Genomic DNA, 19,382 nt, shown 5'->3' with positions numbered 1-19,382 from the left:
TATTAACATTCATGAATTTGCGACTGTTTTTTCAATAAATATTCATTTCTTCAACCAACTTTGTGAAACTATTAGCATTATACTAGTATATGAACAAATTGACAAATGAAGCTGGTGAGAAAAAATGATAAAAAAAACACCTGCAGAACTAAGCGTTATGAAAAGTTTAGCATTTTTCGCTGTTGTTTTTCAAAGTGCGTTATTGTATGTTATGAATCATCGCTCTCCACATGCTGAGGAAGCGATTATGATCAGTATATTGTTTCAAGTCGTCAAATTTTCTGCGCCCGTGTTCGTCTTTTTAGTCGGATTTCATATCGCACAACAAACAGATGCGATTCATTATTCACGTTACATGGCCCATAAATGGAGAGAGCTCATTGTTCCATATATAACATGGTCGTTTATTTATTTGATATTATTTTCTAGTCATTCACATGCATTTGAAGCGGTGAAACAACTATTGCTTGGAGAAACAGCTCCTCATTTATGGTACGTCGTCATGATTATACAATTTCATTTGCTTATTGTCGCCATTGTTCCATTTTTCCGATGGCTGAATGAAAAAAAATATTGGAAATTATTTATTATCGTTAGTGCGATCACTTACATGGGCTTCATTACATTCATTTCTCCAATCGTTCAAAGCAAATCATATATACATTACGTTGACCGTACATTTTTAGCTTATTTTTTCTATTTTTGTTTAGGTAGTATGGCTGCGTACACATTGCCATCTTGGAGAAAATTTGTTATTCGAGCCATTCCGCTTAACACGTTTTTATTTTTATCGCTTTTTATTTTTGTTGGTTATGAGTTGTTTATATCTCAAGGTGTTTTTTCTATCGATTTAAGCGCGATTACGTATTTAAAGCCGTCGATGGTGTTATATGTTACATCAGAAATTGTTTTGTTATACGGTTTGTCAATTACTATCGTACAAACAAAATCACGACTATATACAACGTTACGTTTCGTTAGCCGATATACGTATGGAGCATATATCGGACATGTGTTTTTCTTATATATGTTTGCACCGACCATTCCGACAACGATATATTCACTGTTACAAGCGGTGATCTTGTTTACAATTACAACCGTGGCTTCGGTCGGCATTTGTTATATGATACACGCCACACCATTTAGCTTACTTTTTATCGGTCAAGCGCGTGAACATCGGACACTTTCAATCCCAACGATTTCAAAACTGAAAAAAGGCATCCCGAGTTAAATTTAGGGATGTCTTTTTATTTTATTTGCACAAACCTCTTCCTATTTCCAACATATAATAAATCGGACAAATAGCAAAAGGAGGAAAAATATGAGCATTAGCCGAAAAATATTCTTAGGTTACTTCGTCACTTTATTGTTTGTGATCTGTTTAGGAGGATTCCAAATATTTAGAATGACTGAAACAAAAGAGATGTACAATCACTTAATCGATCATCGTTTTAATATCATTACAAAAACAGATGAAATGGTCACTCTTTTTTATGAAGAGAGAAAAGATATACTAACTTACTTGCTACTAAAAGATGATAAATTTTTAGCGAGTTATGGAGAAAAACGAAGGAGTTTTTATAAAAATTATGAACAAATAAGCTTAATGTTAACAACAACCGAAAGCAAAACGATTATTAACCAATTACAACAACTAGAATATCAATATTTCCAACTTGTACAACAATTTTTACGTACAACTAATAAACAAGAACAAGCAAGTATTGTCCAGAAGCTTCAGCAAACAGGGAACCATTTTTTACAAAACGCTGAACAAATGTTACAGCGACAAAAAACATTATTAGCAACGGATCAACAACGCATTGAACAGTACATGAAACAAACGTATATGATATCACTCATAATTATCGTATCCCTCATTTTATTTGGTAGCGCTGCTTCCTTTTTTATTAGCCGTCAAATTTCTAAACCGATCCATCTCGTTTCTGATGAGTTACAGCGCGTAGCGAAACAAGATTTATCTTCCCCACCTTTACCCGTGAAAACAAAAGATGAAACAAAATATATGATTGAATCGATTAATCATATGAAAGCAAAATTAAAAGAAACGATCGAAACGATGAAAGACATTTCTATTCATATGGCATCGCAAGCAGAACAATTTTCCACAAGTGCAGAAGAAAGTACACAAGCAGCTGAAAAAGCAACAGAAATGGCGGAGCAAACATATGGGCAAGCCGAGCAACAATTGCGTATGTTAAAAGAAGCTGATCATTCTTTACATGAGTTTGCGATCGGAATGAATCAAATTGCTGAAAGTACAGAAGATTTGCTTACATCAGCCGAACGAGCACATGATTTTGTCAATCAAGGAAAACATTCCATTCAAGCAGTGACAGCACAAGCCGCCGATATGCGCGATGCTATGTTTACAACAAAAACACTTGTTGAATCTCTCCAACAACGTTCAGAGAAAATCGGAAAAATTACAAACGTCATTACGGCTATTGCCGAACAAACGAATTTACTTGCGCTAAATGCCGCCATTGAAGCTGCGCGTGCCGGTGAACACGGAAAAGGATTTACTGTCGTCGCTCATGAGGTGCGAAAATTATCCGAACAATCGAAAGAAGCGGCAAAAGAAATTGAAACGATGCTAGATCAAATAAAGGTCGAAACAAAAAGAGTAGCGCAAGCCATGGAGGAAAACACGAAAAAACTTGTTGATGGCACGACATACTATGACACAGCAGAACGTTCATTTCAAGTTATTAATCAATCGGTAGAACAAGTGTTTTCTAAAGTACAAACGACATCCGCAGCAATTGAACAAATGACCGCGATTTCAAACGAAATAACCGAAACAATGAAACAATTAAAACAAATAGCGGACGAAGTGATGAAAAGAAGTAAAGAAAGTGCCGTGACGATGGAAGAACAGTTAGCGATGAACGAACAAATTTCTTCCGCTGCCCAAACGCTTGCCCAACTTGGCGATCAGTTACGCACAACAGTGGAATCATTTCGTATATAGACGTGCATACATCTATGCACGTCTACTTCTTGTCAAAATATTTCGCTAATTCAACAATCATCGCCCCCATCCGTTCGTGAGCTGGAGCAATGACATGCGCAATCCCTTCCTCGTGTAACGCTTCTTTCGTTACTTTTCCTACCGCAACAGCCACAACGTCACCGTCAAATGCTCGTTTTATTTCTTGTGCATATCCACCTTCGTTCACAAACGAAAAGAAAAAGCGTACTTGAATCGCTGATGTAAAACAAACTGCTTGTACAGATCGAGAAATAATTTCGTCAACAAGCTGTTTCATTAAATGAGGCGCAGGTGGAGTATGGAGATACGGCCATATCTCTTGATATAAAGCTCCTCGTTTAGTTAAAAATTGTTGCAATGACGGAGCTGAATCTCCATAAAGCTGAATAACAACATGTTTACCTGTCCAATCCACTTCTTCTAGCACATGAACAAGACCTTTTGTCGTTCCATCGTCTGCCGTTATGTGTGGGTTTATGCCGTATGTACGTAGGACGTTCGTCGTTTTATACCCACGCACCGCCACATGCGCTTGACGAATGGCTTGAAGAAACATTTCTCCTACTCCCCACTCGTCTGCTTTTTTCATTAATGTTTCAACACCAATTCCTGTCGTAAAAATAAACCAATCGACTGGCTCATTGACGATTTGATAAAGTTGTTGTTTTAGTTCTTCATTAAAAAACATCGTTCCTTGAGCAGGTCGTGAAATTGGAATACCCCCTTGTTTAACGATAAGCGCACTCATTTCCTCTATTTTACGTGAGGCACATAGTGCAATGTTTTTATTCGCCAACGCTTTCTCAACCATTCATCTCATCTCCTTTTCTTCCCATCACATCACATAAAGGTGCGAAATAGCGCAAATTTTGTAGAAACGTGACATAAAACATCGAATAGTTATATATTCACACGATAACTAAATTCGCCTACAATGTAAAGAGACGATTCGACGAAAATATTCAAATTATTCGAAATATATGTCGAAAGGAGCGGCTTTATATGCCCTCGTTAATTAAAGAAATATTGCTAAATTTATTTTTTATTATATTAGCGCTATTAATTGTTCCCATTTGGCTTGAAGAACGGCGCATATCCGATCACGCAAAAACGATTTTAAAAACGATGGCAATCGGGATATGTATTATATTTTGTATGACGTTTCCTATCCACGTAACGGATAGTCTTATTTTTGATTTACGTCAAGTCGCCATCTGGATTGGCGGTTTATACGGAGGAGCATTGTCAGCCCTTTTTCTTTCGAGCATGGCTGTTATTTATCGCATCATTATCGGTGGCACGGAAGGTATTATTGTGACGATGATCATTACAACCATCCAAGTCATTATTTCCTTCTTTCTTTACCGAAAATTCCAAACGTCTTTTTCCCCGAAACAACGGATTACTTCGATTATTCTTTTATCGATCGGAACAGCTATGTTAACAATGATACTCTCTAGCATATGGATTGTTGATGACTATCAAATTTTACATATCATTTCAACATATTTTCTAGCACAACCAGTTGCAGCGTTTTTAGGTGCTTATATTACTGAAACGATCCAAAAACATAACGATCTTCGTCGCCGCATTGTTCGTGCCGAAAAGATGGAAGTGGTCGGCCATTTAGCCGCTTCGATTTCGCATGAAGTGCGCAATCCATTAACTGTATCTCGAGGATTTATGCAGTTGTTACTACAAAGTGAACGAATGAATTATAAAGATAAACAATACATTCAAATCGCAATTGAAGAAATTGACCGCGCAGAAGCAATTATTACAGATTATTTAACGTTTGCCAAACCAGCTCCAGAACATGTCGAAAAGTTAAATGTAAAAACCGAAATTGAGCGAGTAATTGATATTTTACGCCCTCTCGCCAATATGAACAGCATTGAAATTCAAACGTCTCTAGTGCCATTTGCGGTAAAAGGAGAACGCCAAAAATTTCAACAATGTTTATTGAACGTCATGAAAAATGCTATTGAAGCGATGCCAAATGGAGGTACATTACGTATTAACGTATCGATCGATAAAGATTACGTACTTATTCATATTAGTGACACAGGAGTTGGCATGACAAAAGAACAAATTGAACGTTTAGGGGAACCTTATTTTACAACGAAAGGAACAAAAGGGACAGGTCTTGGGATGATGGTTGTTTATCGCATTGTTGAGACGATGAAAGGAGATTTATTTATTCATAGTGAAGTTGGTGAAGGGACAGACGTATATATGTATTTTCCATCCTATTATAAAACAGATGTCGAGAAATTTTCACGAAAAAACGAAAAAGCGATTCCAATTTGAACAAGTTGTTTATTGACTTGTTCTTTTTTTTGTTTTATTGATTATTTAGAACATAGTTTAATTAATGAAAAAAGGTCGTATGTCAAACGACCTTCTATAGCTGTTTAGAAAATTCTCTACCGAACGCAATGCACAACTGTTTATCTTCATTTGTTGGCGTCAATTCGATCTTCAAACCTTCGAGAACGACTTCAGCCCCTCGTTCTTGCAGTTTTTCGATTAAAATATCAACCGCAGCACCATATTTTTCATAACTTGAGTCGCATGAGCCGAAAACAGCCGCTTTTTTTCCTGTTAAGTCCACGTCATCCAATTCATCATAAAAATCTAAAAAATCATCTGGCAATTCACCATCTCCCCATGTGTACGCTCCAAGCAAAATACCGTCATATTGCTCAAGTTCTGTCGCTGTAGCATCTAACACTTCTTTTACATCCAACTCGACCCCTTGTTCACGTACACCTTGAGCAATCGCTTCTGCCATTTCTTCTGTATTGCCTGTCATGCTTGTAAATACCATGATTACTTTTGCCATCAGTAATCCCCCTATAAATATAATTGATAATAATTTTCAACAATTATATATTAAATGATAATGATTATCTTTGTCAAAATATTTTAGTAAAAAACGCGCGATTTTTCTCATCGCGCGCTCATAATCTATTATTCTTTCACTTCTTTTTTCCATAATCCAACCATTAACGCAGTCACAAGTGAACCGATGAAAATGGCAAGTACATATAACAATGGATTCCCTTTTACAATCGGGATAACGAAAATGCCGCCATGTGGCGCTGGAAGTCCTATACCAAACATCATTGTCAACGCTCCCGCAACGGCTGAACCGACGATGATGGAAGGAATGACACGTCCTGGATCAGCTGCCGCAAACGGAATAGCCCCTTCTGTAATAAACGAAGCACCCATAATATAGCACGTTTTTCCTGCTTCTCGTTCCGCTTTTGTAAATTTCTTTTTGAATAATGTTGTTGCAAGTGCTAATCCTAAAGGAGGCACCATTCCACCTGCCATAATGGCTGCATGTGGTGCGTAATTTCCGGCATCAATCATCGCAATGCCAAACGTAAACGCCGCTTTATTAATCGGTCCACCCATATCAACCGCCATCATACCACCGAGGATAAGACCAAGTAAAACAAGGTTGCCTGTTCCCATATTTTCAAGCCATGTTTTCATTCCTTCATTTAACGCTTTTACTGGATCAATGACGACATACATCATAATGAATCCTGTAAGCAATATCCCAAATAACGGATAAAGAAGAACCGGTTTAATTCCCTCAAGCGATTGTGGTAAACGACTAAACCATTTTTTCAATCCGACAACGAGGTAACCGGCTAAAAAGCCCGCAATTAGTCCACCTAAAAAGCCTGCACCGCCATTTGCTGCCATAAATCCGCCGACCATCCCCGGAGCAAACCCTGGACGATCCGCTATGCTCATCGCAATAAAACCAGCTAACACTGGAATCATAAGTGCAAAGGCACTACCACCACCGATATCCATCAACGCTTTTGCAATCGGATGGAATGATGGATCATTTGGATCAAATGCTTTAATACCAAAAATAAATGAGATCGCAATTAAAATACCGCCACCAACAACGAACGGAAGCATATTCGATACGCCGTTCATTAAATGTTTATAAAATCCTGTTCTTTCTTTCGGTGCATACGAACGATGCCCACCACTTGCGCGATAAATTGGAGCCTCTTGTTTTAATGCGCGATCAATGAGTTGCTCTGGTTTACGAATAGCATCGGCAACAGGTACTTGGATGACATGTTTTCCATCAAATCGATCCATCTCTACTTGCTTATCTGCTGCAACGATAATGGCGACCGCTTCTTCAATTTCTTGTTGTGTTAACTCATTTTTCACACCACTCGAACCGTTTGTTTCTACTTTTATATCTACTCCCATTTCTTTCGCTTTTGCCTTTAAGGCGTCAGCAGCCATATACGTATGCGCAATTCCTGTCGGACAAGCCGTAACAGCTAACACTTTTTTCTTTCCATATAGTTGTTTTTCTTCTGTCACCATTTCTCCCTCCTTTTCTTGAATCGCTTGAATGATCTGTTGTTTTGTCGAAGCGTTTTCAATTTTCGAGCGAAACGATGCATCCATTAACAATGTCGACAAGCGAGATAACGCTTCCAAATGTGTGTTATTCGCTCCTTCTGGTGCAGCAATCATAAAAAACAAATGGCTTCGTTTTCCGTCTAACGAATCGTAATCAATTCCTTCTTTTGAACGTCCAAAAACAACGGCTGGAGTGCGCACCGCTTTCGTTTTTGCATGAGGGATAGCAATTCCTTCGCCAATCCCTGTCGTGCTCTGCGCTTCACGGGCAAAAATAGCTTCAATAAACGTTTGACGATTGTTTAATTTTCCTGTCTTCTCAAGAACGTCTACTAATTCTTCAATCACTTCTTTTTTTGTTCGCGCGTTCAAATCAAGGACAATCGTATCCTCTGTCAACAAATCTGTTATTCTCATACACGCTCCTCCATTCGTATAATTTTTACTTCATCTAATAAGCGATGAACCTCTTCTTCTGTGCATAAATCTTCAGAAAATGCTGTGGCACTCCCCGCGGCAACACTATAACGAAACGCTTCTTCAAGCGATGCTTCGTTCACATATGCAGCTAAAAACCCCGCTACCATCGAATCACCAGCACCAACCGAATTTTTTACTATTCCTTTTGGGGCTTGAGCGACTAATATCACATCTTTATGGAACAAGATGGCCCCATCCCCAGCAAGTGAAACAATAACGTGCTGGACACCATTGTTAATCAGTTTTTTTCCGTATTCCAACGTTTGATGACGACTATGAATACTGACTCCGAACAATTCCCCAAGCTCCATTTGGTTTGGTTTAAGTAAAAACGGCTCGTATGCAACGGCTTGTTTCAGTGCATTGCCACTCGTATCAACGACAACAGCAACCCGTCGTTTTTTTGCTTCTTCCATCATCGTGACGTAAAATGTATCATCTACCGAGGGTGGAAGGCTTCCTGCTAAAACGAGTATATCTCCTTTTTTTAATTGCTTAATTTTAGCAATTAACGCTTCTTTATGTTCGTCGCTAATGATCGGTCCTTCCCCATTTATTTCCGTTTCTTTTTCCCCTTTTAATTTAATGTTTAGTCGCGTTTGTCCAGGCACAGTAATAAAATCTGTTAAAATATGCTCCCTTTTCAATTCATCAGCAATAAACTGACCTGTAAATCCACCAATAAATCCAAGCGCAATATTATGAACGTGTAACCGTTTCAATACACGCGACACATTAATTCCTTTTCCGCCCGGAAAATATGCCGTTTTTGTTGCTCGATTTAATTTTCCAAGTTCGATCTGTTGTGCTGTCACAACATAATCGACGGAAGGATTTAACGTACATGTATAAATCATGATTTCACAACCTCTACTGTCGTTTTTGCTTCATACATTGCTAGCAACTCTTCATCTGTTTCATCCGTAATCATCGTTGCCTCTTGTAATGGTGCAATTTTGGCAAACGTACTTTCGTTTAATTTTGAGTGATCGGCTAATACAAAAGCTTGTTGTGATAAATGAATAGCGGTTTGTTTTATAATCGCTTCTTCCGGATCTGGAGTTGTATAACCAAAATCAATATGAACGCCGTTTACACCGATAAAACATTTGTCAAAACTATACTGTTGCAACGAGTGAATAGCTCCTCGACCAATTAACGCATTCGTTTTTTTCTTAATGAGTCCGCCAACAAGGTACGTTGGAATGTCTTTTTCTAACAGTACCTCAATATGCATAATACCATTCGTTACGACGACGATATTTTTCGCTTCAATATAAGGAATCATCTGTAATGTTGTCGTTCCTGCATCTAAATAAATGCAGTCACCATCTTGAATAAGACTTGCTGCGTATTTTCCAATGAGCTGTTTTTCATGAATGTTTTTCGTCGATTTTTCAAAAACGCTCAACTCTTCTCTTTTTTGTTGCAACAACGCAGCCCCACCATGAACACGCTTTAATTTTTTTTCTTTTTCTAGTTGGCTTAAATCACGTCGAATCGTCGATTCTGAACATTGTGTCGCTTCAACAAATTCATGTAACTTTACCACTTCTTTTTCTTGTAGCAACTGCAAAATAATGCGATGTCTTTCTGGTGTTAACAATTTTACACCTCCTTTTTAAACCGCTTACATCTTTATCATACCGAAGTATCACCAAAAAATCAATCAAATTCATTCAATTTTAATCAAAAATTATCATTATTTTTTACATATCATTCAAAAACAATCATATTTCAGAAAAATAAAAAACTGCCTCATGTAGAGACAGTTTTATTGGTGATTTTCTCAGGATAATATTCTTCAATCATTTGGATAAATGGCTCGACATATTGAGGATCAAATTGCGTACCAGAACAACGGCGCAATTCAACAATCGCTTCGGAGAATGTTTTTGTTCGTTGATACGGGCGGTCTGTCGTCATCGCATCGAATGAGTCAATAATGCACAAAATACGGGCTAACTTTGGTATTTCCTCCCCTTTTAGCCCATAAGGATAACCTCGTCCATCGTAACGCTCGTGATGAAGTTCAACAAGTGGAATCACTTCTTCAAAACGACCATCGGAGAGAACAATTTCTTTCCCCCATATGACGTGTTTTTTCATCATTTCCCATTCATCAGAGGTGAGTTTGCCTGTTTTATTAATAATGTCTCGCGAAACTTCGATTTTACCAATATCATGAACGAGTGCCCCTAAAATAAGAGTCCGTTTTTCTTCTTCTGTAAGCGGCAATCGATCACTAAATTCCATTGCATATGTAAATACACGTTTACTATGACGATATGTATACACGTCTTTATAAAGCAACAGTTTCAGCTGCTCTTCAATTGCATCTAAGTCTTCTTTAAATTTCAATGCATCACGAGATATTCTTTTCTCATCATACAATTGCACATTGTTTTTTCCTTGTGCTTTCGAATAATAAAGCGCTTGGTCAGCTTTATGTAGCAGTTCACTTTCTTCATACATGTCAGATTCATACTCAGCAATTCCGCATGAGAACGAAATACAACGATATGGAAGTCGTTCGACCCCGTCAAATGGCGTGTCATTTAATTTTTTCCGCAATTGATCCATAAAAGCTGCTGCTTCGTGTTTCTCCGTTTTCGGCAAAATGATCGCAAACTCTTCTCCACCATATCGTGCTACTGTAAAACCACGATCTTTCGTTTCATTTTTTAAATACTCCCCAACAAATTTCAACAATCGGTCACCTTGCACATGACCGTGATAATCGTTATATTTTTTAAAATCATCTAAATCTAAAAAAGCAACCGAAAACTGACCACCCGTTCTTTTCGTCTCCCGAAATAGTTCCTTTAAGTAATCTTTAAAATATCCGTGGTTATATAAGCCGGTGAGGTAATCTTTATTTGCCTGGTTAGCCATTTCTTGATACCACTCGAGCACTTTTCCAAACGTAATGGATAACAAAACAACTAAAACTGTAAATAAAAACAACCCAAAAAAACCTTCGTTATCAATTAAAATAATAAGCACTAAAGAAAGAAGTAGTGTGACGAAATATGCAAAAAATACTTCTTTTAAAAGACCTATGTTAAATACCCTATTAAACTTCTTCGATCTATCTGTTAAATAAAACCCTGCTATAATCAAAATGTTAATTGCAAAATATACAGTCAAGCTGAATATGTAAGGATATAGATTTTCTGAAACTTCATCACCTATTTTACCTCCGAAGAAGAAAAAGAGCAAAAACGCTGCTACCATCATCAATAAATACATTGAAAAATTCAAAAGATGCGCCCATAACGGAATATGCCTGTGATATATAATTCTAACCAAAGAAAAAAGTAAAAAACTCCAAATTGCCACAGAAGGGCCAAAATGTAGTGCCGCTGCCAGAAAAATAGCTGAATCCATAGAAAAAGTGTTCTTATTTTCAACTACTTGAATCTCAAAATAAGTTAAAAAAAACGCTGTGATAGCTAAAAAATAGATCCATACCCATTCTTCAACAGTCGGAAGGTGAAAATAAGAACGAAACACCATACTACTCGAAAAAAAGGAAAATAAACCCAAAATATAAATGTATACCTGCGATCGAGTTTTCACCATATATTAGTCACTCACCCTGAATCTATAATCGGATAAAAATGTTAAAAATAAAGGAGGTAAAACCTCCCCAATTTATTTATACCCCAATTATTCTAATCCCTGAAGTCAACGCAACAATAACAGAACCGATAACGACGAGATTAATAAGTACGTTTTTCACGCGTGCGTTCATGTTTTTCACCTCCCTTCATGTGTTGGTTGAAGAGAATTTGTTTGTTTTTCCTTCATCATTAAATACTGAATAAACAAAAACACACCAATATTCATGACTACATCGCCTATGCTAATCACTTTTGCACGCGGATAAGGCGGTGCTAAAGGGATAATGTCCCCTAAGAACGGGAAAATGGTGTCATTTGTAATAGCCGTATGCTTCCCGTAAAGTCCTGTTTTTAGAAGCTCGACGTATTCTTGTCCTAAAACAGCTTGTGTCGCTTCAAGTGAAACAGGCATTCTACCGCCATTCAAAGCAATGACAATGAAATTTAAAAGCACACCAGCAAAAATCGTTTTCATCCCCGGATAATGACGATTAAGCCAAATGAACGTTAATCCAACGATGTAGACAACGATAAATGTGATGTTACTTATATTCGCTAAAATAGCGATACGATCCTGCAACAAGAAAAAAATCCATTGCACAAGCAATAAGATTGGAAAAATCCAACCTCCTTTTAACTTCAAAGTTGCGATGCCTTTGAAATTACCTCCGCGAAATAAGCCAATGAGAATTCCTAAAATAATTCCATCGTATACCATATAGCCCTCACATTTCTTTAAAACCAAAATTTTTTGTCTTTTTATTGATTATATTATCACATTTTTTTTTATGTGAAAACGGTTATATTGATGAAATATTTCTGTTTTTCTATTGATTATTTAGAACATAGTTTTATTTTTAAAAAAACCAGCTACCGAGTGGGTAGCTGGTTTTTTTTTCATTTAAACATTTGTGCAGCGCGAACTGCTTTTTTCCATCCATCATATAAATGTTGGCGAACATCAGTAGACATTTTCGGTTCGAAGGCACGATCAATATTCCACTGCTTCGCAATTTCATCTTTACTTTGCCAATATCCAACCGCAAGTCCTGCTAAATATGCCGCACCAAGCGCTGTTGTTTCATTCACAACCGGTCTTTCAACTGGTACACCGAGAATATCACTTTGAAATTGCATTAAAAAGTTGTTTTTCACTGCTCCGCCGTCTACACGCAACGTTTTTAACGTAATACCCGCATCCGCTTCCATTGCAGTTAACACATCTTTCGTTTGGTATGCAAGCGACTCAAGTGTGGCACGAATGAAATGCTCTTTTGTCGTTCCACGCGTTAAGCCAAATACCGCTCCTCGTACGTCGCTATCCCAATACGGTGTCCCAAGCCCTACAAATGCTGGCACGACATATACGCCATCTGTTGATTGCACTTTTATTGCATACGCCTCGCTATCTTTTGCTTCTTTAATCATTCGTAATCCGTCACGTAGCCATTGAATCGCAGATCCAGCAACGAAAATGCTCCCTTCTAGTGCATACTCGACTTTCCCATCAATCCCCCACGCAATCGTCGTTAACAAACCATGCTTTGACTGAACGGCTTTTTCACCCGTATTCATTAACATAAAACAACCTGTGCCGTATGTGTTTTTCGCCATTCCTTCTTCAAAGCATGCTTGCCCGAATAATGCCGCCTGCTGATCCCCTGCGATTCCAGCGATCGGTACCTCTTGTCCGAAGAAATGGTACGGTGCCGTATGTGCGTAAATTTCTGAAGATGGTCGAACATCTGGCAACATCGCTTTCGGCACTTGTAAAATGTCTAGTAACTCATCATCCCATTTTTGCTCATAAATGTTGAACATTAACGTTCTTGACGCATTAGAGTAGTCAGTTACATGTACTTTCCCGCCAGACAGTTTCCAAGTAAGCCATGTGTCAATTGTTCCAAACAATAAGTCCCCACGTTCTGCTTTTTCACGTGCACCATCAACATGGTCTAAAATCCATTTCACTTTCGTTCCTGAAAAGTAAGCGTCAATGAGCAAACCTGTTTTTTTATGAAATACATCATTATATCCAGCCTGTTTCAATTGTTCACAAATTTGTGCTGTTTGGCGTGATTGCCATACAATCGCGTTATAAATCGGCTGCCCTGTTTGTTTATCCCATACGACTGTCGTTTCCCGTTGGTTCGTAATACCGATAGCCGCAACTTGCTTCGGCTCAATAGCCGCTTCGGACAATACGGTTGCAATGACTGCTAAAATAGAACCCCAAATTTCATTCGGATTATGCTCGACCCATCCTGGTTGAGGAAAATATTGTGTAAACTCTTTTTGTGCAATATGCACAACTTCCCCTTTTTGATTAAATAAAATGGCACGTGAACTCGTTGTCCCTTGATCAAGAGCTAAAATGTACATAAACCGATCCCCCTTGCAAAAAAAGACCCACACCGCGATTCATCAAAACGCGTGTGAGTCTCTCCTCTCTCTCACTAACATAATAAACTTAATTATAAGACTAATCGTTTTTGAAAACGCTGTCAATACATTTGTTACGGAGCAAAATACCGCCAAAGTTCGACATTTGATGTCGTTACCGCAACAGCCCCTGCGGCAAGCGCTGCTTCGACCTCTGTTTCATTTTCTATTAATCCGCCAGCGATAATGTCCTTCCCCGTTCGTTCATGAAGTTGGGAAATGACTTTCGGAACAACACCGGGCAACACTTCAATATAATCCGGGTTTGTTTTTTCTACAAGTTGAACGCTTCGCTCAAACGCATTCGAATCAATAATAAATGTGCGTTGAATTGCGATCACACCTTTTTGTTTCGCTTTCGTAATTACGCTGCTTTTTGTCGAAATCAATCCATATGGTTTGACGAGCTGACATAAAAATTCCGTCGCATATTCGTCGCTTTTTAGCCCTTGAATTAAGTCAACGTGAAGAAACATTTTTTTACCATGTTCATTTGCGTATGTATACACACTTTTCAGCATACCAATATGAATATCTAAAAATACCCCATATTCGTAATTCATTTTGATAAGTTTATCAAAATCTTTCATCGAACGTACAGCAGGCAAAATACGTTGTCCGTTCATCCTTCCATCACCTTTACATAAAATGTACGCGTTCTCGGCCCATCGAACTCGCAAAAATAAATGCCTTGCCATGTCCCAAGAAGCAGCTGACCTTTCGTGACAATAACATGCACCGATGATCCAACCGTGCTTGCTTTCATATGTGCCGCAGTATTTCCTTCACTATGCCGATCAAGCGCATGATGCCATGGATACAACTCATCAAAACGACGAATCATGTCTCGTTTCACATCTGGATCAGCATTTTCATTTATCGTCATTCCTGTGGTTGTATGTGGACAATAAACAACAGCAATTCCTTCTTGTACTCCACTTTCTGTAACAAATGATTGAACAAACGAAGTAACATCTACAAACTCATCTCGCTTCGTTGTTTGAATCGTCCATCGTTTCATCATCATATCTTCCCACCTTTATCCTCATATATTTATGATCATACATATTTTCACAGTTGTTTTCCATAAAAAAATTCATGAATCACGAAATAACACCTATCATAGTGAAAGCCCAGGATGATCTGGGCTTTAATCATATACATGGTGAGACGGAATGATATAATCTACCGAAATCACAGGCAAATCATGCTGTTCAACCGAGGCAACAATTAACCCTTGTTTGCTTACAATACCAAATTGTTCTTTCTGCTGTTCAAATGCTGCTTCGCTAAACGCTAAAACCGTTTGATATAGCTTTTCTTGATCGACTTTTTGCTTTCGTACATGGTTACTTAACTTAATGATGACTTCTTTTCCACAAATTTGACCACGATACATGCCGCTCACTCCCTTTCTATACTCCTTACTGTTAATGTTATGCACTTATTACAAAAATCCTCCTCTAAAAAAATTTTTTGAAAAAATCGCCTTTTTGTCTTGACTCTTCCTTGTCATTCGTGTATAGTCTAATTATCATCTAACTGAATATATATCCTGCACCGATTGGTTGCTGTGGATATATTCCGTTATATGAAAAATTTTTTCATTAGCCTATTGGCTAAAAGGTATTAGGAGGATTCAGTATTATGCAAAACGGTAAAGTAAAATGGTTTAACAATGAAAAAGGTTACGGATTCATCGAAGTTGAAGGCGGAGACGATGTATTCGTACACTTCACAGCAATCCAAGGTGAAGGCTACAAAACGTTAGAAGAAGGTCAAGCTGTTTCTTTTGAAATCGTTCAAGGAAACCGTGGCCCTCAAGCTGCAAACGTAGTGAAATTATAATCGTCTGAGATGATTCATATATAGCTCGACGAAAAGACCAGCAAACGCTGGTCTTTTTTCATTACATACTCGCCTCCTTTCACACAAATACTACAAACGAGGAGGGATAGTAATGACACAAAATCCAAAAAAACCGCATCTTCAGTCCGATAGCGTATTTACAGAAATCGAAAATGCGCGTTTGGCGGTTGAGTCAGCCAAAAAAATGGTGGCAGCAGCAACGATGAGCTTAGATGACCATGCGTTTGATCATGCAAAACAGGCAATTAAAAATGCCAAAGAAGCGATCGCGCGCGCCAAAACAGGCGCAGAAGATCCGTTGTTGTTACAATGCGAAAAGGAACTAGCAGACGCACATCATCAATTATCAGAGACGATCAGTCACATGTAACAACAGAGTGTCCCGAGTATACGGGACACTCTGTTGTTATGTTTTTTGTTTCACAAGCAACTGACCGTATTGTTGTATTTTTTCGCCTACTGTACATGTTTGAATGCAAAACGATTGCGCATACGACTTTCCGCACTCTTTACGAAATGTTCTTTTCACAAAACATTCTTGGCAATACGTATCAAACAACTCATTTAACCGAAGTAATACATCTTTTCGATTCATCATTCACGCTCCAACCGCATTGTACTCGTAATGATCGTTCCATGAAGCGCTTGTGTCGCTAATTGATCCGCTTCACCATTTTGTTTTCTACGAATTGGTTCATAAATTGGTGAAATACAAAGCTTCTTCATTTTTTGCTCAATTCGCTCAACCCATCTCCCTTCTTCTGAAAATACAGGCCATTCATCCGATAATTGATGAAATACGACATGTGCATCCCCGCGAAAAACAACGGGTAAATGATGAACACCAAGATGTTCAAGCTGTTCGAGTAAAAAATAGAATGCTGCATACTCCGCTTCATTATTTGACTGCAATTCATCTAGCTGCGCATTTGCACGTATACGAAACAGATCGCCGTTTTGTTTATAATAAATAACAACGCCAACTCCCGCTTTTTTTGTTTCATGGTCAAAACCACCATCAAAATAGGCAACAATATCATGTGGCTCTGTTTCAATTTCTTTCATTAGCTTGATTAGCTCTTTCTTCGTCCATGCCACACCACGTGTATCATAAAATAAAAGTTGTTTTACTCTTCCTGTTTTCTCTATATCTTCTGCAAAAGATAAAGCCTCCTCCACTTCCATTTCTTTTGATGTCCATACCATTTCCTTTTTTTTCGGTGTTACATACGTCCACTCCATAAACACCTTCATGTCGCTCACCTTTTCTTTTTGATTTTATTATAACAGTTTAGACAAAAAATGATCTCAATTGTATAATATCCTTTGTGCCTTTATACTTTCATACGAGGGAGGGATCATCTTGTTCAATGAAATACTCGGTCTTTTTTCTGCCATCATTACATTTTCACTTGTATTGCTCATTTATCGTTTCTTTGGTCGCTCAGGTTTATTCGTCTGGATCGGCTTTTCTACTGTTGTCGCTAATTTACAAGTCGTTAAAACGGTTGAATTGCTTGGCATGACAGCTACACTTGGAAACGTCATGTACGGAACCGCCTTTTTAGTGACTGACATTTTAAGTGAAAAATACGGAAAAAAAGAAGCACAAAAAGCGGTATGGCTCGGCTTTTTTACACTCATTTCACTCACGATCGTGATGCAACTTGCTTTATTATTTAAACCGCATGCTACCGACTTCGCACAACCAGCATTAGAAACCATTTTCGGTTTGTTGCCACGTATCGCACTTGGTAGTTTGCTTGCTTTTTTAATTAGCCAGTCACTTGATGTTTACTTGTTTCATTGGTTTAAAAAGAAATTCCCGCATGATTCTCAACTTTGGATTCGCAATAACGGAAGTACGATGATTAGCCAATTGGTCGATACGCTCGTTTTCACATCAATCGCGTTTCTCGGTGTATTCCCATTTCATGATTGGCTACAAATTTTTATTACGACATATGTATTAAAATGGATTGTCGCAACGTTAGATACACCGTTCGTATATATCGCCAAAAAAATATCCCCAAAATATATGGAATGATGGTAAAATGTTGTATGAGACTTCGGTCTTATACAACATTTCTTGTAAAGGAGCGGAATATGAAGTATAAAGCAGATATAAGTTTATTGTTTGTCGCTTTCGTTTGGGGCGCTACGTTTGTCGTCGTTCAAAACGCCATTGCTTTTTTGCCCCCATTGTTATTTAATGGCGTACGTTTTGCGATCGCAAGTATATTGCTATGGATTTGGGTATTTATCTTTGAACGAAAACCGCTAGATAAGCAACTTATACGCGCTGGATTTATTCTTGGCATTTGGTTATGTCTTGGATATGCTTTTCAAACGATCGGCTTATTGTACACTACTTCATCAAAAGCAGGATTCATTACTGGATTAAATGTTGTTCTCGTCCCTTTTCTTTCATTTATGATTTTAAAGCAAAAACCTTCGCTGAATGCTGTCGTTGGAAGTGTGTTAGCTACGTGTGGGCTATATTTTTTGACTATAAATGGAGATATGTCAATGAACAAAGGTGATCTCTTCGTCTTTTTATGCGCCATCGCTTTTGCATTACATATCGTTTCAACAAGCATTTATGCGACAAAATTTTCAGCCGTCCTGCTAACAACCGTTCAAGTTCAGACCGTATCTATTATTTGTTTTATATGTTCATATTTGTTCGAAGATTGGTCCGTTGTTCCGCTCTCCATTTTTTTAAAATTTGATGTATGGGTCGCTTTACTCATCACCGCACTATTCGCAACAACAATTGCTTTCTTTATTCAAACGCATTTTCAACAATATACATCTCCAACACGTGTTGCTTTAATTTTTGCTCTAGAACCTGTTTTTGCTGCTTTGACTGCGTATATATGGAATGATGAGCGTCTTCAACAGGCCGCTTTATTCGGGGCTGCACTCATTTTATTAGGAATGATTTTTTCCGAACTCCCTCAACATATATGGCAAAGGAAAAAGAGCGCTCGCCTCTCATAGCGAGCGCTTTCTACTTATGACATAAGATAACCCGCCTGTAACAATACCAAGAAACGCTCCGCCAATAACTTCAATTGGCTGATGACCAAGCCGTTCACGCAATAACTCCTCTTTTCGATCAAGCTTACCATCATCAGGAGCTCCTTTTATCTTTTCGATTTCTTCAGTTAATTCATTTACACGAATAGCTAGCTCTCCTGCTTGATGACGCACTCCTTGAGCATCATACATAACAATGGTTCATCACCAAAAGATGTACTTGCACCTGCCATTAAAGTATGTTAGTCGTTTCTAACCGAACCCGTAATGCAAAACGCTGGATATTTCTGTATCCATATCCCCGACGTTTGATCAGCTTGATCTTGTTATTCGTTCCTTCCATTTTCCCATTCGAGTAAGGGGATAAAATGCAAGAAACGATTTCTTCTGTTCGCTTGACGAGCGCTTTTGCAATCGCGCGCACAACCGAACAAGGACAAAACGAATACCGATGAATCCAAGACTCCAAACGTCGTTTCGCCTGTTGCTCGTCT

General features: G+C 38.2%; 21 protein-coding genes and 1 pseudogene. 7 read left to right on the top strand and 15 right to left on the bottom strand.

What is annotated here, in order from left to right:
- Nucleotides 1-124: 124 nt before the first annotated feature.
- Together JV16_RS12260 and JV16_RS12255 are read left to right on the top strand one after the other, a co-directional pair.
- Entirely contained in the window at nucleotides 125-1,231 is a 1,107-nt protein-coding gene (locus tag JV16_RS12260; protein ID WP_042536070.1) for an acyltransferase, read from the top strand.
- 90 nt (nucleotides 1,232-1,321) lie between these two features.
- Nucleotides 1,322-2,995, top strand: a complete 1,674-nt coding sequence (locus JV16_RS12255) for a methyl-accepting chemotaxis protein (protein ID WP_042536068.1) — start codon at nucleotides 1,322-1,324, stop codon at nucleotides 2,993-2,995.
- A gap of 22 nt (nucleotides 2,996-3,017) precedes the next feature.
- Here JV16_RS12255 and JV16_RS12250 read toward each other — a convergent pair whose 3' ends face one another.
- Entirely contained in the window at nucleotides 3,018-3,827 is an 810-nt protein-coding gene (locus JV16_RS12250; RefSeq protein ID WP_042536066.1) for a uroporphyrinogen-III synthase, read from the bottom strand.
- 191 nt (nucleotides 3,828-4,018) lie between these two features.
- Here JV16_RS12250 and JV16_RS12245 point away from each other — a divergent pair, with 191 nt between their 5' ends.
- Nucleotides 4,019-5,326 carry an ATP-binding protein gene (locus tag JV16_RS12245; RefSeq protein WP_021094650.1) on the top strand — a complete coding sequence of 436 codons (1,308 nt, stop codon included), beginning with the start codon at nucleotides 4,019-4,021 and terminating at the stop codon, nucleotides 5,324-5,326.
- 94 nt (nucleotides 5,327-5,420) lie between these two features.
- On the opposite strand, the gene JV16_RS12240 is transcribed toward JV16_RS12245, so the two are convergent.
- From JV16_RS12240 to JV16_RS12195, 10 genes are all read right to left on the bottom strand, one after another.
- The gene (locus JV16_RS12240; RefSeq protein WP_021094649.1) at nucleotides 5,421-5,861 is read right to left on the bottom strand and encodes a flavodoxin; all 441 of its coding nucleotides are present in this window, start codon (nucleotides 5,859-5,861) and stop codon (nucleotides 5,421-5,423) included.
- Between the two features lie 128 nt (nucleotides 5,862-5,989).
- Nucleotides 5,990-7,846, bottom strand: coding sequence for a PTS fructose transporter subunit IIABC (locus JV16_RS12235; RefSeq protein ID WP_021094648.1), 1,857 nt, complete (start codon nucleotides 7,844-7,846; stop codon nucleotides 5,990-5,992).
- The gene (pfkB, locus tag JV16_RS12230; RefSeq protein WP_042536063.1) at nucleotides 7,843-8,766 is read right to left on the bottom strand and encodes a 1-phosphofructokinase; all 924 of its coding nucleotides are present in this window, start codon (nucleotides 8,764-8,766) and stop codon (nucleotides 7,843-7,845) included. The genes JV16_RS12235 and pfkB overlap by 4 nt, the downstream gene beginning before the upstream one ends.
- Nucleotides 8,763-9,515, bottom strand: a complete 753-nt coding sequence (locus JV16_RS12225; protein ID WP_021094646.1) for a DeoR/GlpR family DNA-binding transcription regulator — start codon at nucleotides 9,513-9,515, stop codon at nucleotides 8,763-8,765. The genes pfkB and JV16_RS12225 overlap by 4 nt, the downstream gene beginning before the upstream one ends.
- A gap of 152 nt (nucleotides 9,516-9,667) precedes the next feature.
- Nucleotides 9,668-11,494, bottom strand: coding sequence for a bifunctional diguanylate cyclase/phosphohydrolase (locus JV16_RS12220; RefSeq protein ID WP_021094645.1), 1,827 nt, complete (start codon nucleotides 11,492-11,494; stop codon nucleotides 9,668-9,670).
- A 177-nt stretch (nucleotides 11,495-11,671) separates the two neighbouring features.
- On the bottom strand, nucleotides 11,672-12,253 hold the full coding sequence (locus JV16_RS12215; RefSeq protein WP_042536061.1) for a DUF5317 domain-containing protein: 582 nt from the start codon (nucleotides 12,251-12,253) through the stop codon (nucleotides 11,672-11,674).
- Nucleotides 12,254-12,432: 179 nt separating this feature from the next.
- Entirely contained in the window at nucleotides 12,433-13,917 is a 1,485-nt protein-coding gene (glpK, locus tag JV16_RS12210) for a glycerol kinase GlpK (RefSeq protein ID WP_042536059.1), read from the bottom strand.
- A gap of 134 nt (nucleotides 13,918-14,051) precedes the next feature.
- Nucleotides 14,052-14,603 carry a glycerol-3-phosphate responsive antiterminator gene (locus JV16_RS12205; RefSeq protein ID WP_042536057.1) on the bottom strand — a complete coding sequence of 184 codons (552 nt, stop codon included), beginning with the start codon at nucleotides 14,601-14,603 and terminating at the stop codon, nucleotides 14,052-14,054.
- Nucleotides 14,600-15,004, bottom strand: a complete 405-nt coding sequence (locus JV16_RS12200) for a secondary thiamine-phosphate synthase enzyme YjbQ (protein ID WP_081977280.1) — start codon at nucleotides 15,002-15,004, stop codon at nucleotides 14,600-14,602. Before JV16_RS12200 ends, JV16_RS12205 begins: the two co-directional genes overlap by 4 nt.
- Nucleotides 15,005-15,127: 123 nt before the next feature.
- A complete protein-coding gene (locus JV16_RS12195) occupies nucleotides 15,128-15,376 on the bottom strand; it encodes a hypothetical protein (RefSeq protein WP_009361168.1) in 249 nt (82 codons plus the stop codon).
- Between the two features lie 248 nt (nucleotides 15,377-15,624).
- Between JV16_RS12195 and cspD the strand changes: the two genes are divergently transcribed.
- Both cspD and JV16_RS12185 read left to right on the top strand, forming a co-directional pair.
- Complete coding sequence (cspD, locus tag JV16_RS12190) at nucleotides 15,625-15,825, top strand: cold-shock protein CspD (RefSeq protein ID WP_003398931.1); 201 nt, start codon at nucleotides 15,625-15,627, stop codon at nucleotides 15,823-15,825.
- A gap of 112 nt (nucleotides 15,826-15,937) precedes the next feature.
- On the top strand, nucleotides 15,938-16,216 hold the full coding sequence (locus tag JV16_RS12185; RefSeq protein WP_021094638.1) for a DUF2564 family protein: 279 nt from the start codon (nucleotides 15,938-15,940) through the stop codon (nucleotides 16,214-16,216).
- 36 nt (nucleotides 16,217-16,252) lie between these two features.
- Here JV16_RS12185 and JV16_RS12180 read toward each other — a convergent pair whose 3' ends face one another.
- Both JV16_RS12180 and JV16_RS12175 read right to left on the bottom strand, forming a co-directional pair.
- Nucleotides 16,253-16,441, bottom strand: a complete 189-nt coding sequence (locus JV16_RS12180) for a zinc-finger domain-containing protein (protein WP_035063113.1) — start codon at nucleotides 16,439-16,441, stop codon at nucleotides 16,253-16,255.
- A complete protein-coding gene (locus JV16_RS12175; protein WP_042536055.1) occupies nucleotides 16,441-17,100 on the bottom strand; it encodes a ribonuclease H family protein in 660 nt (219 codons plus the stop codon). The genes JV16_RS12180 and JV16_RS12175 overlap by 1 nt, the downstream gene beginning before the upstream one ends.
- Nucleotides 17,101-17,209: 109 nt before the next feature.
- Between JV16_RS12175 and JV16_RS12170 the strand changes: the two genes are divergently transcribed.
- Nucleotides 17,210-17,893: a queuosine precursor transporter gene (locus JV16_RS12170; RefSeq protein WP_021094635.1), complete on the top strand. Its 684-nt coding sequence runs from the start codon at nucleotides 17,210-17,212 to the stop codon at nucleotides 17,891-17,893.
- A gap of 59 nt (nucleotides 17,894-17,952) precedes the next feature.
- The gene (locus tag JV16_RS12165) at nucleotides 17,953-18,849 is read left to right on the top strand and encodes a DMT family transporter (protein WP_042536053.1); all 897 of its coding nucleotides are present in this window, start codon (nucleotides 17,953-17,955) and stop codon (nucleotides 18,847-18,849) included.
- Here JV16_RS12165 and JV16_RS12160 read toward each other — a convergent pair.
- Both JV16_RS12160 and JV16_RS12155 read right to left on the bottom strand, forming a co-directional pair.
- Nucleotides 18,844-19,086 (bottom strand): annotated as a pseudogene (locus JV16_RS12160) (divergent PAP2 family protein); the annotation flags it as partial. The gene JV16_RS12165 and the pseudogene JV16_RS12160 sit on opposite strands and share 6 nt — an antisense overlap.
- Before the next feature lie 34 nt (nucleotides 19,087-19,120).
- The coding region (locus tag JV16_RS12155) for a transposase (protein WP_042536051.1) at nucleotides 19,121-19,382 on the bottom strand (262 nt) is incomplete at its 5' end.

Origin of the sequence: Anoxybacillus ayderensis (genome assembly GCF_000833605.1) — a bacterium.
Classification (GTDB): Bacteria; Bacillota; Bacilli; order Bacillales; family Anoxybacillaceae; genus Anoxybacillus; species Anoxybacillus ayderensis.
Note: the sequence above shows the minus strand (reverse complement) of the source record. Positions and strands in the feature narration are given on the sequence as shown.